We start from the raw sequence: 16900 nt of genomic DNA, 5'->3' as shown, positions 1-16900 counted from the left end.
TGATTATACATAGAATCAAATCGTTGTATACGGTAAGGGTAAAGGTGAAACAATAATCCAAATATCTTAGAAGGAGTTCATCATGCAAAGAAACTATAAAGATATTACCTTATGGCGAGATATAACGGAAGAGCAATGGAACGATTGGAAATGGCAAATCGCTAACAGAATTACAACTGTAGAACAGTTAAAACAGGTTGTTGATCTAACTGAAGATGAAATAAGCGGTATAAATAACTGCCTTAAAACTCTACGCATGGCAATTACTCCTTATTATGCTACACTCATCAGTCAAAACAATCATGACGACCCTATCCGAAAACAAGCCATTCCAATGGCACTAGAAATGGAGGAGGCAAAGTGTGATATGGAGGACCCTCTCCATGAGGAACGCGATTCTCCAGTTAAAGGACTTACACACAGATACCCTGATAGAGTGTTATTTCTCATCACCGATCAATGTTCTGTGTACTGCCGTCATTGTACACGGAGAAGAATGGCAGGTTCGACAGATATGGCCCTGCCCAAGAAAGAACTGCAAAGAGCAATTGACTATATAAAAAAGACCCCCCAGATCAGAGATGTATTGATTTCAGGAGGGGACAGCCTACTGGCAAGTGATGATACTATTGATTATATTCTATCGAGTCTCAGAGCTATTGATCATGTGGAAATTGTCCGCTTTGGTTCTAGGACACCTGTAGTCTTACCTCAGAGGATTACAGATGATCTGTGCAATGTCCTGCGTAAATATCATCCTATTTGGCTAAATACTCATTTTAACCATCCTCAAGAAGTAACGCCGGAGACAAAAGAGGCCTGTAGAAAACTTGCAGATGCAGGAGTTCCCCTCGGCAATCAAACCGTCCTTTTAAAAGGAATTAATGACTGCCCTTATATCATCAAAAGGTTGGTACACGATTTAGTAAAAATGCGTGTGCGTCCCTACTATCTATATCAATGTGACCTATCTTCTGGCATCGATCATTTTAGAACATCTGTAAGTAAAGGCATTGAAATCATCGAACTACTGCGTGGTCATACATCTGGTTATGCTGTCCCGACCTATGTTGTGGATGCACCGGGGGGCGGAGGAAAAATCCCTGTCAGCCCGCAATACCTTATCTCCCAGTCTGCTGATAAGGTTATCCTCCGTAACTATGAAGGGGTTATATGTGCCTATACTGAGCCGGAAGATAAAACAAATGAATGTCATCATTGTGATTATTGTCAAGAATACCAAAACATGCCTATTACAGGTATTGAGAAACTTTTCCGAGAGAAAAAATTAAGTCTTGTGCCCAAATCAAATAATCGGATCGCGAGGCGTGATCAATGGGAATAGATGCAGATAGCCTAGGTAATTCATATAAAACAATTAGTCTAGATGACTTATCATTGGAAGTCTATATTGATTTCCATAATCAGAGAATAAAACTTCTTAACTATCACGGCAATACCATAAAAATAGTAAATAACTCTATAGACCTATGTAAACAGCACGGTATGGGCAAAATCATAGCTACAGTCTATAAGCAAGATGCTCAAATATTTACAGACAATGGGTTTGTGCTTGAGGGTACAATTGATGGCTATTTTAAAGGTGAAACTGGGTATTGTGTTTCATTTTTTAATGATCCCAGTAGAGGGCGAAGTCATTATATTAACGAAGAAGATCAAATTATTGAGACGGCGGAACAGTATACAAGCCTATACCGTCATGACCAATTCAGCAAGGAATTTGTCATACGCAACGCAAATCTTGAGGATGCGAGTGAGCTGGCTGTTTTATATGAAACAGTATTTGAGACCTATCCGACACCGATGAATGAGCCTGACTTTATTGCCGACATTATCAAAAGCAAGAAAGTTATTTTTAAAGTCGCTGAATTTGAAAATATCATTGTCAGTGCCGCTTCTGCGGACTTGCATCAGGAATTATTGCATGCTGAGATAACAGATTGTGCAACCTTTGAACACTTTAGAGGAAGAGGATTATTAAGCGAGTTAGTATATCATCTTGAACAAACGCTAAGTGATAGAAATTACATTTCTCTGTTTAGCTTGTCAAGAGGACTATCTCTTGGCATTAATATCGTACTTAGTAAGCATGGATACAAATTTACGGGGAGACAAATTAATAACTGTAACATTATGGGGAAGTTTGAAGATATGAATATTTGGGTTAAAACAATTTAAGGCGTGTTAGATTAAGACTGATTACCTATTATTTTTTTCGGAAAATATAAATCCTAAAAAAATCAAAATTAGTATTGACCTGTATGACAGTTATGGCCTTTCTTATGCCAACAATTTCTCTAGGAGCCGAAGTTGATCCTGCCTTGGAGAATTCTCAACGCTGGGATATGCTAACTCTTGCCATAGCACTGGCTTTCTTGAGTAAGAACGTTGTTCTATCATTATTTCTTGGAGCACTCTCAGATTATAAAACAGGTGAAATCCTTAAGGAACGGGATTTTATTGACTATGAAACAGGCAAGCTGAATTGGATTATCGGTGACCCGGAAGGCTTGCAGGTTATGATTACGCCGGAGATATACGCTGGTATTCTAATACAAACTTTAACTTTGACCTAAAGCGATGCTAAATGGACATCTCTTGGTGGGTACTGAGCGCTTGGTTAAAATGCCGTATTTTACGGCTTATATGAAAGGGCTTTCAGCGACAAAGTTTTTAAGGAGTATACCTTGCCTAGTGGTTATCATGATGACCAGTTAGTAATAGAAGATGGTAATATATTAGTGCTCACCTATAATTTCTATTCAGGTACAGTGGAAGATACTTGTGCTCCTTAAGCCCTGTACATTATCAATTTCCCAGAGTGCCCCTATGATTCCTTGGATAGATTTTAAGTTTGTCAAGTTATGGCCTAAATATCTTTAGGGCCTTCGAAGGACATTTATCGATACATAAATGACAGTTGCTGCAATTAGAGAACTCATCCAATTTGGGATGTGAATCCCAAACACAAACCTTCTCGCAAAGTGAACAACTCCCGATACACGTCTCTTTATTTCTCCGAACACAAACCTTTCTTTTTCTCCCGAGCAAGCTAAGCAACGCACCTGTTGGACATAGATAATTACACCAAAATCCTTTTTGCAGTAAGCCATCGACAATTAAAATCGCGACAATAAATATAAGACCGGTCCAATATATTGATCCAATCGTCAAATAATAAAAGAAGCGCCCGAGTTGAACGTATGGCAAGAAATGTGGAAATACTGCGATACCTAATAGTGTTAGAACGATTCCCGTTCCGAGAACTAAAAAGCGCAAATATGAATCAGTAAGTAGACTTTTTTTGATCATGGGAATTTTAAGCTTTCTCAAGACGAAACGTGTTAGCTCCTGAAGAGTATTAAATGGACAGATCCAACTACAGAATACTCTCCCGAAAATAAGAACGATAACTATGGGCAGCAGAATTGAAGACCAAAAATCTAATGAAGTAGCGTAGCTCTGTCTAGAAACTTGTATCACAGCTAACGGATCAATAACCGTAAATCCTCCGATTGTTATTGACCAGAAATACCCACTAAAACCCTCAATTAAACGATTTAGAGCATTAATATTTTCAAATATACTGCCTAAAAACGCATCTAACGCGATCATAACTGACTCTAAATATCCACCCTTCAAACTTGAGTCTAAATAACTTAATTCTTCAGAAACTGAATAAAGTTTTCCGATTGAATTTCTCGGTAAGTGGTAGACAAGCCTCTTGTAGCTTTCTATGACAGGAATTAAACAGATCAGGAGTAGCGAACCAACTTGAAGAATTCTACGCAACTGTTGTACAGTCAATTCATGACCTCCTCGAAGGATAACGCTCATAAAATGATCCTTTATTAATTCTGTCGTAGAGGTCATAAGAACGCTTATCTTCACGGCTCATTGGCATAGTAATGGCTATTGGAGGACACGCAATTTCACATAGGCCACACCCATAGCACCGAATTTTATCGATTACAGGTCTTCCTTGCTCATCAACAATAATCGCGTCTCCTTTTAATGGACAAACCTCGTAACACAGGAGACATTTTCTGTTTCTCCCATTATAAAGGATACAATTTTTTCTTGTTAATTGAGCAACCCCAAGGTTAAATCTTGGTTGAAGATCATCAATAGAGTATGCTTTCTTTGCCTCATGCGCCTGAAGTTCTGGATTTTGTGACAATGGGCGCAATGCTCCGGTTGGACAGATATTAATACAGTTCATGCATAGATTACATTGATCCTTATTCGTAAGAATCGGTGTTTCAGTTAATCCACCCTTCTGTAATCGATTGAAGGAAATAACACCTGTAGGGCACTCTTCTCCACATTTCAAACAACGAATACAGTGCGCTGAAAAATCCTGCTCATTTAGTGCACCTGGTGGCCTTTGAGGTGTATCCGCTTTTACAATATATAAAGGGGCGAGTAAGCAAATTGCAGTAATCGAGCCTGCCCTTTCCAAAAACTTTCTTCTTGAAATCTTCATAAGCTTCCTCCGTGGTAGGATCCTCTTAAACATGGCTAACGAGGGTTAAAGCGATATCTTTAACCCTCGTTTATTTATGACATCTAAGCAAATTCTGACTATCCACAGAAACTCATTATGCGGTTAACTTTTGTCCATCTGATGTTGGTTTTCTTTTCTTTGCTATGAGCGGAATGATCCAGATGAGTGCTCCCAAGACAACTGCAGGCAATCCCATGGCGAGCAGGACAAAATTTGAGGCATAGGTTTCAAGCTCCATTTTTAAGCCCAGATAATTCTCAATCGTTAACAACAACAAAACAACAGAAACTGATGCAAGAACCCACTGGTACCACTTCACACTAAGTTGTCCAGCTTTAACTTTTAAAATAACGAAGCTCAGTATAAAACCTATGACGATTCCCAAAAACAACCAAAGCATACCTTCACCCCCATTAGTTAATACAATAGTTTAATTTTAGATATTACGCCCGCCTCTACGCGTATCAATTCCCATCTCAGCTAAGTTTACATCTTTCCACCAATCTTCTGGATTCTTAAGGGGTTTTTCTGGTTGAGCTGGAAAAGTCACTCGATCCGCAGCAACAAGTACAGAATTAAACATCGTCGTGCTGGCAATAGTACCCTTAACAATTCGGTGCAGGCTTGCTTCATCATCAACTGCGTAGGGACAAACAGAGAAGCAAATCCCACAGTTCGTTCCACACTGATTCCAGTAGTTCCGGCACTTAACAGAATCTTCAAAATAAGCTCTGTGACCTGGGTTGTTCCACTGTCCTTTGATCTCCCATGAGGGATCTCTGTCCATACTTAAAGCCTTAGAAGGACACAACTCTGCACAGGTCTTGCAATCCTTACAGAAGTTCATTACTCCAAAGTTAACCGGTTTTGTCGGGGTAAGCGGTAAATCGGTTGTAAGCACAGCTAATCTTACCATCGGACCATATTCTGGAGTAATAATCCGATTGAGTCTCGAGAGTTCTCCCAAACCAGCCAAAACCCCAAATGCAGGAGCAATTCCAAAACCATTCAAAGCCGTAGCACCATAAGAGCTGTAACCTAAACTCCTAACAAATTCATGAAGCTGTGAATAGATGGTGTATAGACGAGTGTAGCTCAATGCTGTTGTCAGAGAGCCTAACATTGTTGGCCCATATTTCATGGTTTCAGTAGACATTTGTACACTATAAACAATCGCATAGCGAGCTTTTTCCGGAATCACTAACTTATCTTTGTCTTCATATCCCACCTCGATGTTTTCAAATACTATTGGTTTCTTACTCGGTGCCGGTTCTTGTCCATAAATTAACTTGCGAGTGGTTTCAGTGTTAAGTTCGACAAAACCCACAGTTGCTGCACCCATATGGCGTAATGCTGCAGTCACAATTCGTGCATTCTCCTCTGGGGTACCTTCATAACGAGGGACACCCCGTTCCTGAGGTGTTAAAGCCTTTTGAGGACCCATAAATTTAAAGTCTGGCCGCCCATATTCTACTGCTGCTTTTAAAGCCATATCTTTAGTGGTATAACCAGGGACACTTTCCTTTTCAAACTTTAATAAATTACCCTTTTGTAATTTATTCATCTCTTTATCAAACTCTGCTCCACGATACTTAGCAAGACTACCTCGAGTTGTTTCCCATTCATTAAAGCGCTTCATTGTGGACCAATCGATCTCAGTCGTAGGCTTATCGACATTTTTTACCCACCAATAACGCTTTGCGATTTCTTGTGGTTTCATCTCAGAAGCCGTTTCAGCCGCATTGGTCACTCCAGCGGCACCAAGAATACCTGTTGACGCTAGAGTAAGCCCAACGCCTCCAAAACCTAAAGCCTTTAACAATTGTCTTCTAGTTAATTGTTCTGGCATGCTTTTTTCCTCCAAACCTTTTATATTTTCATAGGCCAAAGACCTAATGAAATCGTTCTGGGGCACGTACTGTATGACATGCACTACAGGTAAATTCAAATGATTGGTGGGACCTGTGGCATGTGATACAGCTTTCCCTGTCATGGGCAGGGTTGTGGGGATTTATATCTTTCCACTCTTCCTTTACAGCAAGTTTCTCTACTAATACTTCGTAATTTCCACCATGACAGCTTAAACACAACTCATCTGATGGAATTTCAGCTGGTGCATTATCAATAATCTTTGAGTGACAGCTTTCACAATCTACATTATGCTTATGATGCACGCCATCTAAAAACTGAGAATTCTCCACTTTGGAGATTATTTCGCTTGCAGTAAATACAACTTTCTGAGACTCAAAATCTACATCCGGCAGAGCCACTTCGGTATTATTCTCAGAATATTGCTGTGTTTCTTTCGTCGCTGTATCACTTGGATTTTCCTTTGTACAGCCAATTATAAAGATGATACTCCCTGATAGGATGAGAAGTGTAAAAATAATTATTTTCTTATAGATTGCATTCAATAACTTTAACACCCCCTTAAAAATTTCTTCATCATATTCTTCTTCTATTATGTCTATTATTATATCTTATTCTCCAAATATTCGACAAACACTAGAGAACTATGCACCTATAAGCACATGGTACTATATCAATCCATAAAATATAGTACTAAAGCACACCTATGGATAAGTAGTATTTTACATATTAAAATTAAAACCCACTAGAATTGATATGCGGGTTTATCTTTAAACTTTATTCAAATATCATTAGTTGGTGGCAAAATGCCTTGAGCAAATAAGGCTGCTTCAACCCTATTCCGAAGATGCAATTTATCTAAGATATTCTGAACATGCTTTTTAACAGTACTTTCTGTAATGGACAGAATCCCTGAAATTTCTTTGTTTGTATTTCCTAGACCGATTAAATGTAAAACCTCTTCTTCTCTATTTGTAAGTCTGTCTTTCTGACTTAGTTTAGAAGAAGTATCCATGTTGAATTCCGCCAATATCTTGGTAGCCATCAACCCAGAAAGGGGCGCCTCCCCTTTCATAACCCCCTTAATCTGTCGAACGAGTTCTTCAGAGGGAGTATTCTTAAGAACATAGCCTTGCGCCCCAGCTTTAATTGCGCCAAATAAGTCATTATCTTCGTCTGAAGCTGATAGCATTACAATCCGTACCGAAGGAGTTCTCGCTTTAATGAGTTGTGTAGCTTCCACGCCATTCATGATTGGCATTTGTACATCCATTAAAATCAAATCTGGGAGAGTTTCCTCAACCTTTGATAAAGCATCTAACCCATTGCTGGCTTCGCAAATTATTTCGATATCCTTATACAATTGTAAAAGCGCACGTATCCCTTCTCGAAAAAGCTTATGATCATCAACTAACATCACTGAAATCGGCTTCAACGAAAAAACCACCTTATTTCTCGATTTTAAATAACGACAGGTATCCAGATAGAGAGTCTTGTTCCGAACCCTTTTTTGCTGTCGATAATTAATCGCCCATCAATATCCTCAGCTCGCTCTTTTATAGACGATAATCCGAAAGTGCATGAGGGTAACGCACATATATCAAAGCCTTTGCCGTCGTCCTCTATTTCAATTAATATCCCACCATTTCTTGCAACAAAACGAACCCATACATGTTCTGCCTCAGCATGTTTATGAACATTAGCTAAGGCCTCTTGAATTATCCTCTGGAGTTGTAGCTCCAGCGTACGCTCCAACGTCGGAAAATCATTCGAAGTAGAGAACTCAGTAATTATGCCCCACCTATTTGATATTTTAACCAAATATTTCTGAACGTATGTAATTAAATTTTCTCCTTTTGGAATCTTGTCACTTAGAGCATGAATAGCTTCCCTTGCTTCATCATAGGCTTCAATCGCTATGACTTGAATTTCTCGTGCTGCCTTTATAGACTCTTCCTGCATCTTGTTTTTAAGCATTTTTTCGATGAATTCACCCTTTACTCGAAAATAGCTAAAAGCTTGTACTGAGGTATCATGAATTTCACGAGCTATCCTTGTTCGTTCAATAGAGACCGCCAATTCTTTAGCTTTTTCATGGAGTAGTGCATTTTCGATTGCAACTGCCAGGTGTTCACCTAAAGATATAAGGATTTCCAGATCACTGTCATGATATTGCTGTTTCTGATTACTCCCTAAAGAGAACGTCCCGATGATGTCTCCTTTATAATTCAAAGGCAAGATCACACAGGACATTATCGGTGCATTAGTGCGCAACTCACCCGTCTCTCCCTGATAGAAATTTTTTATTCCCAAACAACGGTTATCCTTAATTACAGGCTCCCTGCTCTGTAATATTGTATGAAACGGTTCTGTCTGATCAGAAAGTATGATGACGTCACCGAGACTAAGGCAACCTTTACTCCAGCTTATGGGATATAAAGAAAGTTGATGCTCTTCTCCAAATAGACTAATTCCCATTTCATCAAACGATATCAATTTTGCCGCCTGGATAGCAAAAGTATGTAACGATTCCTTGAAATCGAGTGTATAATTGATTGTTCTAACGATTTCATTCATAGCAGAAATTCTTACTTCCTTTTGCTTGGATTCGCGATAGGCTTCTTCTAGTTGAAGATGATTTTCTTTAAGCAAAGCTTCATTATTTTTCCTTTCACTGATATCTCTGGCAAAAGTTAAAACCATTTTATTTCCATGAATCTCAAGAATTCTAGAACTCAATTCCATCGGTAAAAGACTCCCATCCTTGCAGCGATGGACTACTTCTGCGACAAAGTATCCCTGTTTAAGCAAACTTTCAATAAGCTCTGTAGATGGCTTACTTGCATCTATGTCGGTCGTCTTCATATGCAAAAGTTCCTCACGAGAATACCCTAAACGCCTGCAAGCAACATCATTCACTTCAACGAAGTTTCCAGCATATTCATGAAAGAAGATTGAATCATTTCCGCTATTAAAAATAAATTTATACTTTTCTTCGGATATTTGGTATTTCTCCCGTATATATACTTCTTCTATCTTTTTATCCAAATTAAGAAGCTCTAGAATATTACCCTTAAGATTTCTTAAAGTTCGAGTTATCATTATGTCCTCCATATTTAGTTTAATGTTATTTAGTTAGAACCTCAACTTTCGCACCCCAGTTGTGCGAATAAACCCTTGATATAACTGGGCAATTCTCTGATCCATTTGTGTCGTTGATTAAGCGATTCTTTGTTCTTGGGTTTGTTCGGTGATAGATCGAGTACAAATGCCATCCGTTGGCGCAAGGCTGTTTTTAAGTCTAGATCCATTACCTCATCTAAAAAAAGGTAAAACAATCCTCCCAGTGAGCGTTCATCGTTAGTTTGTCTACGCTCCCACTCAAGGATGAGATAACGAGTAAAGACGATCGTCGTGTGGCTAATCATCATATCGAATGACCGCCCTTGGAATTCAGTACCCAGTTTCAAGGGCGATTTAGCCACTTTGAAACTGGTCTCGATACCCCAACTCAGCCCATAAGCTCTTATAATCTCAGCATTATCTGAGGTAATATCTGTCGTTAGAATTGCCAAGCAATCTCTGCGTTTATTCCGATTCCTGAATCATCAACGATAAAAACACGGATACGCTGTGCGGAGGTGAGTTTTTCAAATCGCCCACCAATCTTAGGCTGAGTAACTGATAGAAACGTCTCAAGTTATAACGGGATTCATTAAGAAACGGATAAACTACGTCTTTACCTGGAAGAGACTCTGCTCGGGTGCCTTCTAAGCAAGTAAAGCTTGAGACCCCATAGAATTTGCGAATTCCTGTTGTTCGAAAGGGTTGACTTAACTTAAGAGAAGAAAAACCAAAGAAAGTTGAAGTAGTTAATAACCCCGTCACAGATATATCTAAACACCAATGCCTCTTTAACCCCAAAATTATAATGAAAATTGTTTATTACTAATGAACCATAGTGTCCCCATTTTTCTATGATATCATATACCTTCTGAAATAATAAGCAAATGCCAACTGTAGGTCGTTGCGCTGCTGATCAGATATGGGCTAAAACAATAATGGTAAGAGTTCCTTTAAATCCGACATTTCCGACTACCCACCCCAAGCGAAGATAGAGTACGCCAAATATAGTTAGAATAATAGTAATAATCCTTTATAAAGGTTAAAATATATTGAAATACTAATATCATTGTCATGTAGAATAACCACACTTTTGGAGGACAAAATCATAATCACCAACAGAAAACCTAACAAACTTATTACAGAGACAAGCCCGTATCTCTTGCAACACGCCTATAAGCCAGTAGGTTGGTACCCCTAGGGGACAAGAAGCATTCGATAAGGCCGTTGGAGAAAACAAGACCATTCCCCCAAGTATTGGATATTCCCATTATCACTGGTGGCATGTTTTTCTATATGTTTATATAAGAATTTACCAATATAAAGAAAAGGGCATTGGCAAAAAGAGTAAGGGGCCGTAACGAAACTTGAGATTTTTTCAAGCTGGTGGTGCGTTATCCCAAAATAGAGGACTGTACACCTTTGAAGTGGTGAACAGTCCTCTATTATATCAGGGGATTACAAATAGAGTGGGGATGTAATAAACCGGAAAACAAGTTTCGTTACATCCCCTAGGCGACTTGTGTGATCACTAGATGAGCTGAAACAGGCCTTGTTCCTCCGGCGATAGGGGTAATGGTTAGCGCCGTTGCATTGCCGGCAGGGTTTCGGACAGTGAGCAATGAATCGGCAACTGTTGTAGTCACATAAGCCATTCCCACTATTTGTGAAGTACCTGTTGCCCGCCCGACTACCGTATATGCTAGGTCGACCCCATTGAGAGTTAAAATCAACTGACCCGCCTCACTCACACTTACCTGAAACAAAACCTGATAAGTGCCGATTGCAGATAAGTTTAATTCAGTATCACTAGTTCTGGTAATAGTTGTTCCGCTGGTAGGTCCGTCTTGAGGAAAGCTTACGTCAGTACCGGGAGCAACTGTTGCTGCATTATCAGGAGGCATCAGAGCAAAAAAGTCTGCAAAGTTTAATACTGCCGATAAAGTGATCTCTTCAAGTTCTGCCGGTAAGACTCGATGGGCTGCCACTAAATTGCCTGCTGCATCCTTCCCCCAAGCAGATATTACTACTTCCGGCGAGCTGGTGGTAAATTGAAATTCAAAAGCATCAAAATCGGAAAAATATATTCTTTCCACTGCTTCACCGGGCAACACATTAATGTCCTCTAATACATAGAGCACTTTCATTGCCCCCAAAACGAAGCTGCCTTCAGTCATCACCGATTTTGTTGTGATCCCATCATTTGTAATCCTCACCACAATGGTAACGGTCGGTCTGACGCCTAACACAGCAGTATTTTCAATCAAACCGGTTGTTAATTCAGCCATTAATTTTATCCCTCCACATCGTTTAGTACCAATTGCATATCGTAATCAAACACTTTCGCCAAATATATTGTCCTTAACATAATATATGGAATTTATTGATACAAGTTAACAAAATAGAACTCTTTAAAATATTTTTATACTGATGAACGTGACTATCATGAATTCCAACTGCTTGTGTATAAAGAAAAACACAGCCAACCCTGTAAAGTCAGCTGTATAACACATACTCTCATCATATTTAGAATTAAAACAATAGTGAAAGACCTAAACAGGAAATAGAGAAGGAAAAGTGCTTACACCTGGCGACTGAATCAAACCTTCAACCAACGGGATATGGAAATCAAAGAGATAACTATCGATAAATGCCGACCTGACCCATAAAGATTACATGGAGTCCATAACAGTATTCCTAAGAACTCTGCTTAGTTCCTCCAGGGAAAAGGGCTTAGGTAAAGCAGCTTTGAATCCATACTTTTTAAAATCAGTCATAATGGCGTCGTTACAGTAGCCGCTGGAGGTTATGGCCTTGACCTGGGGATCGATTTTAATGATCTCTTCTAGGGCTTGTCTGCCACCTGCTCCACCGGGTACGGTCAGATCGATAATAACAGCATCATAGGGCTCGCCCCTCTCACTGGCTTCCCTGTAAAGAAGGATGGCTTCCTCTCCGTCTACTGCAAAGGCAGGTTCACAACCCAACTGGGTCAGCATTCCCCCGATAACTTCTCGTATGGAGGTTTGATCATCCATAACCAAAATTTTACCATACCCAGAAAGAAGGGGTTCTATTGCCTTCTTCTCTGACAGAGCCGTTCCCGGTATAGCTGGAAGGTAGACAGATACAGCTGTCCCTTGACCGGGTTCGGACTCAACCCTAATGTGACCATTGTGCCGCTTGACTATGGAATAAGAAGTAGCTAATCCTAACCCGTTACCTTGAGCCTTTGTCGTAAAGTAAGGATCAAAAATCCTGTTCAACTGATCTTTATGGATCCCAACTCCGCGATCTTCCACGGTTATCTTTAGATAGGGGCCTACGTTTAACGGCAGTCCCTCTTCCTGAGTCAAGTGTTTGTTCTCGCACCTCAAAGACACCGTTCCCCCATTAGGCATGGCTTGCTGAGCATTAATGACCAGATTGTTCACCACCTGTCTGATATGTCCGCCATCAACCTCAACCATCCATAAATCATCGGACAATTCAAGTTCATAACGCACATTGGAACCCCTCATCGCAAAAATGACAGTATCATTAAGTAATGGCTCAATGGATATCACCTCTTTAAGGGGCTTCCCCCCCTTGGCAAAGGTCAACAGCTGCAAGGTTAAATCCGTGGACTGCTGGCAAGCCTTTTCTGCCTCTTCCAATAGTTCCAGGTTTTTTTCCTGCTTCAAATTCTTCATTTTATATAATGAAATGTTACCTAATATAACCGTCAGTAGATTGTTAAAGTCGTGGGCTATCCCCCCAGCCAAAATTCCCAAAGATTCTATCCTTTGGTAATTTACTTTATTTTCCTCATTCTTCTTCCGTTCGGTAATGTCTTTGACTGAAAGAAAACAAAGGGTGTCATTTTCATCTGTCTCTTTTTCAGCTATCCCTTCAACTAAAGCACAAAAAACCGTCCCATCATTCCTCCGAAGGTTCAATTCGCATTCCTGCTTTGTATTAATTTGCCCCAACAACTTGCAGTACCGCGAAAAAATGTGTTGGTGTTCATCAAGCACAAAGCTGGTAAAGACCTTACCCAATAAATTATCCTTCTCCATTCCGAGTAAAGCAGCCCCAGTCCGGTTTACTTCCAGGATCAGGCCATTAGTCCCACAGGTAAAAAAACCCACTGGGGCAAAATCATATAATTTCCTATATTTGTCCCGGGATAATTCGTTCTCCAGACCAACACGCTGCAACTCTTCATTTTGCATTGATAATTCGATTTGATGAACCTCCAGTTCCATGTTCTCCGTTAAACCTTCTGCCGAAGTATTTCCGATAACTCTGTTCCTTTGGTTTCTCAGTGCTTCTGCTTCTTGGCGTAATTTTACACCATCCATGCAATCACCCCCCTTATTTAAACATAACTAAATCAATTCTCAGTCTTAAAGATGACTAGGATTAAATCTGCAGATGGCTTTTTGCTGTTAATCCGGTGGGCATCGAGATAAATCTTTTTATAGCCGACGCCTGGGAATTCATAATCCAAGAGGAAGCTTCGAAAAGATATCCCTTCAGCGATAATAGTGGTAAGTTTTTCCTCCAACTCGCGAGTATTCCATCGGCCTTCACTAAGTTGTGAGAGCAACGTGCCTTCCGTTTCTAAAGGTGTCACCTGGAAAACGCGGTAAAAATCCAAGTTCGCTGTTAGAACCCTAAAATCACCGTCCAGCACCAGAAGGGGGAAGCCAATGGCCTCTATAATACTAAAGGCATAATCACGTCTGTCCGTCAGCTCAATATTCAATAAATTTAGTGCCTTAAGTTTACTGATATTAACAAACGAAACTACGACACCGGCCACGGTGTTTTCGGAAGTTCGATAGGGTGTTAACCGCATCAGGTACCATACCCCATCTAAGGTTTCTACCTCCTTCTCAATAGGGCCATATGTCTCCAGAACCCTCTGGGCTTCGCAGACAATATCCGTCTTGCGGAGCTTTGTTACAAGGTGGGCCAGAGGACGACCAACATCTGAGGGAATGATGTTAACAAGCCTGGGGACTAAAGGAGTAAACCGCATAATGTTTAAATTGCTATCCAGAAATATAAAGGCGATTTCTGTGCTGTTTAAAAGATTCGTCATATCGTCATTAGAGTGGGCCAGTTCATTCAGTTTAGCTTGCAGTTCATTGTTAACGGTTACGACTTCCTCGTAGAGGGACTGCATTTCTTCTCGGGAAGTCTCCATCTCTTCATTTGAACTCTGTAATTCCTCATTAGCGGAGTGTAGTTCTTCGTTGGCCGCCGCTGTCTCCATGTAGGATAATTCAATCTCTTCGATGGTTCTGAAGAGTTGAACCTTTGTACTCTTCAGCTCATTCTCCAGTTCGTCGATCCGCGTCACAGCATTGGACGAGCCGTCACCGATGTTACTTAGCGGAGTATCAATGGGTAATGCATACACTTCCTCAAAGATCACCAGGATCAAACCCTGTAATGTTCCGGGTTCCTCAATGGGCCTAACACCAAAATTAAGCGTGACTTGTTCCTCATTGATGATCACCCTCACGCCTTCAATCGTAATTTCTTCTTTCGTTTTAGCTGCCTGACGAAGTACTGCCCTTAAGCTATACCGCATTTCCTCCTTAACCATGGTTGCGATGTTTAGACTAACTTCTCCTGTCGCTAGCTCAAAATATTTTCTACTACGCCCATTGATATAAATGATATCTCCCTTTTCATTAACGATAAAACAGGGCGGGGTATAGTTTTCTAACAACATCTTCTCTATCGAATTGATCATTCCTGATTTTTCTGATCCGACGATGCTTGTAAAATCCGCCCTTGCTTTGGCTGCCGTGATTATTGATGAATTGGGAAGAAAATTTGCCCAGAGTTTGGAAATGACATCCCGGCGTTTATATAACTTCCATTTGCTATTTAACACAGTATAAAGGTTCGTGTTGCTTCCAAAGGATTCGGAAGGGCCTAAAAAGAGTATTCCATTGGGTAGGATGCTGAAATGAAAAAGATTGGAAAGCCTCTTTTGCAAAGAATTTTCAAAGTATATTAAAAGGTTTCGGCAGCTGATCATATCCACCTTAATGAAAGGCGGGTCTTTAATAAGATCATGAGAAGCAAAAATTATGGTTTCCCGGATTTCCTTCGAAATCCGGTATCGATTTTCTTCTTGCTTAAAAAAGCGATTTAAGCGCTCAGGGTGTATATCCTCCGCGATACTTAAGGGGTATAAGCCAGTCCTTGCCGTCAAAACGGCGTCTTCGTCAATATCTGTCGCGAATATCTGTAGCGTCATATTCTTCCGGGCTTTGTACATGCATTCCTGAATTATGATTGCCAGAGAGTAAACTTCTTCCCCGCTGGAACACCCGGGGATCCATATTCGTAAGTTATATCCCTCCGGTTTATCCGCCAGTAAATCAGGAATCACTTGATTCTCCAAAACCTCGAAGGCTTCAGAGTCACGAAAAAAACGGGTTACGTTAATAAGTATCGCTTTGAAAAGAGTTTCCACCTCTGAAGCGTTTCGCTGCAAATAGCGAACATACTCCTCAATATCTTGAATATGGCAGACGCGCATTCTGCTTTCTATACGCCGGTAAATTGTGCCTTTTTTGTAAAGGGAAAAATCGTGGCTGTTGTGCATTTGGATAATGAAAAGCACTCTCTTTAGTATTTCTGAGTTCTTACTCAATTTTTCGTTCATATTCCGCGAAGCTCTTCGCTGCAACCATTTACAGTGCAAAAGAAGCTGGTCACCCATTTTCTCAATAGGAAGAATAAAATCTGCCAATTCCCAGACCGAGGCACTGCCAACGGAATCAGCACACGCTAAGCCCCCGTCCTGAACCATGACCATCCCAAACTGTGCTTTAATTTCTTTTAAGCCCAGCGCTCCATCATGACTTATGCCAGAAAGAATAATACATATGGCATTTTCGCCCTGGTCATAGGCCAGGGTGCTGAAAAAATAATCTAAAGGTTTTCGAGGATTAGAAAGGGGTTCCCTCAAATAAAAATTACCCCGTACAACTCCGGTATCTTTATCTTTCGGGCATATGAACACATGGTTAGGCATCATCTTCATATCGTCTTTCACAACTAAAACAGGCATAGATGTGTATTCCTGCAGGATCTGAACCGTCATTTCGTGACAGCCAACAATAACAAAGGCCATCCCACAGTCGTCTGGCATATTTTCGAAAAAAGCTTTAAACGCCTTTTTCCCAACATCCGAGACTCCGATGCCCACAACTGGAAAACTATCGTTCAAGCTCATGTGATTTTGCACAAATCAACCTCTGTTCGTTCCGTATTTTAATATCTATTATATATTGGACATTATTTGGATTTTACCTCTATTTTTCTTTAATTATCTTAAACACTCAAATGCCAATAAGTTGTCGCTCCCGG

General features: G+C 40.3%; 13 protein-coding genes and 2 pseudogenes. 4 read left to right on the top strand and 11 right to left on the bottom strand.

Translation table 11 applies throughout. The annotated features are described in order from the left end of the window. Positions 1-82 precede the first annotated feature (82 nt). The 4 genes and pseudogenes from kamA to LJE72_RS05210 form a co-directional block, all read left to right on the top strand. Positions 83-1345 (top strand): lysine 2,3-aminomutase, encoded by a 1263-nt coding sequence (gene kamA / locus LJE72_RS05225; protein ID WP_229246567.1) that lies wholly within the window; start codon positions 83-85, stop codon positions 1343-1345. After that, positions 1336-2199 (top strand): putative beta-lysine N-acetyltransferase, encoded by an 864-nt coding sequence (ablB, locus tag LJE72_RS05220; RefSeq protein WP_229246566.1) that lies wholly within the window; start codon positions 1336-1338, stop codon positions 2197-2199. The genes kamA and ablB overlap by 10 nt, the downstream gene beginning before the upstream one ends. Positions 2200-2303: 104 nt before the next feature. Further along, positions 2304-2597, top strand: coding sequence for a hypothetical protein (locus LJE72_RS05215; RefSeq protein WP_229246565.1), 294 nt, complete (start codon positions 2304-2306; stop codon positions 2595-2597). Next, positions 2537-2807 (top strand): annotated as a pseudogene (locus LJE72_RS05210) (aryl-sulfate sulfotransferase); the annotation flags it as partial. The gene LJE72_RS05215 and the pseudogene LJE72_RS05210, both read left to right, overlap by 61 nt. Before the next feature lie 76 nt (positions 2808-2883). Here LJE72_RS05210 and LJE72_RS05205 read toward each other — a convergent pair. The 11 genes and pseudogenes from LJE72_RS05205 to LJE72_RS05150 form a co-directional block, all read right to left on the bottom strand. Continuing rightward, positions 2884-3828, bottom strand: a complete 945-nt coding sequence (locus tag LJE72_RS05205; RefSeq protein WP_229246564.1) for a 4Fe-4S binding protein — start codon at positions 3826-3828, stop codon at positions 2884-2886. A gap of 1 nt (position 3829) precedes the next feature. Further along, on the bottom strand, positions 3830-4507 hold the full coding sequence (locus LJE72_RS05200) for a 4Fe-4S binding protein (RefSeq protein ID WP_229246563.1): 678 nt from the start codon (positions 4505-4507) through the stop codon (positions 3830-3832). Between the two features lie 115 nt (positions 4508-4622). Beyond that, positions 4623-4928, bottom strand: coding sequence for a hypothetical protein (locus LJE72_RS05195; RefSeq protein WP_229246562.1), 306 nt, complete (start codon positions 4926-4928; stop codon positions 4623-4625). A gap of 36 nt (positions 4929-4964) precedes the next feature. Next, entirely contained in the window at positions 4965-6377 is a 1413-nt protein-coding gene (locus LJE72_RS05190; protein WP_229246561.1) for a reductive dehalogenase, read from the bottom strand. A 43-nt stretch (positions 6378-6420) separates the two neighbouring features. Continuing rightward, a complete protein-coding gene (locus LJE72_RS05185) occupies positions 6421-6942 on the bottom strand; it encodes a cytochrome c3 family protein (protein ID WP_229246560.1) in 522 nt (173 codons plus the stop codon). A 236-nt stretch (positions 6943-7178) separates the two neighbouring features. Then, on the bottom strand, positions 7179-7832 hold the full coding sequence (locus LJE72_RS05180; RefSeq protein ID WP_229246559.1) for a response regulator: 654 nt from the start codon (positions 7830-7832) through the stop codon (positions 7179-7181). 26 nt (positions 7833-7858) lie between these two features. Then, complete coding sequence (locus LJE72_RS05175; RefSeq protein ID WP_229246558.1) at positions 7859-9499, bottom strand: PAS domain S-box protein; 1641 nt, start codon at positions 9497-9499, stop codon at positions 7859-7861. A 41-nt stretch (positions 9500-9540) separates the two neighbouring features. Beyond that, positions 9541-10291, bottom strand: a pseudogene (locus tag LJE72_RS05170) (hypothetical protein). Between the two features lie 740 nt (positions 10292-11031). Further along, entirely contained in the window at positions 11032-11808 is a 777-nt protein-coding gene (locus tag LJE72_RS05160) for a hypothetical protein (RefSeq protein WP_229246557.1), read from the bottom strand. Positions 11809-12192: 384 nt separating this feature from the next. Next, positions 12193-13863, bottom strand: coding sequence for a hybrid sensor histidine kinase/response regulator (locus tag LJE72_RS05155; RefSeq protein ID WP_229246556.1), 1671 nt, complete (start codon positions 13861-13863; stop codon positions 12193-12195). A 32-nt stretch (positions 13864-13895) separates the two neighbouring features. Then, positions 13896-16778 (bottom strand): CheR family methyltransferase, encoded by a 2883-nt coding sequence (locus tag LJE72_RS05150; RefSeq protein WP_229246555.1) that lies wholly within the window; start codon positions 16776-16778, stop codon positions 13896-13898. Positions 16779-16900 lie beyond the last annotated feature (122 nt).

Origin of the sequence: Desulfosporosinus shakirovi (genome assembly GCF_020595055.1) — a bacterium.
GTDB lineage: Bacteria > Bacillota > Desulfitobacteriia > Desulfitobacteriales > Desulfitobacteriaceae > Desulfosporosinus > Desulfosporosinus shakirovi.
This window is presented reverse-complemented; position numbering and strand designations above follow the sequence as displayed.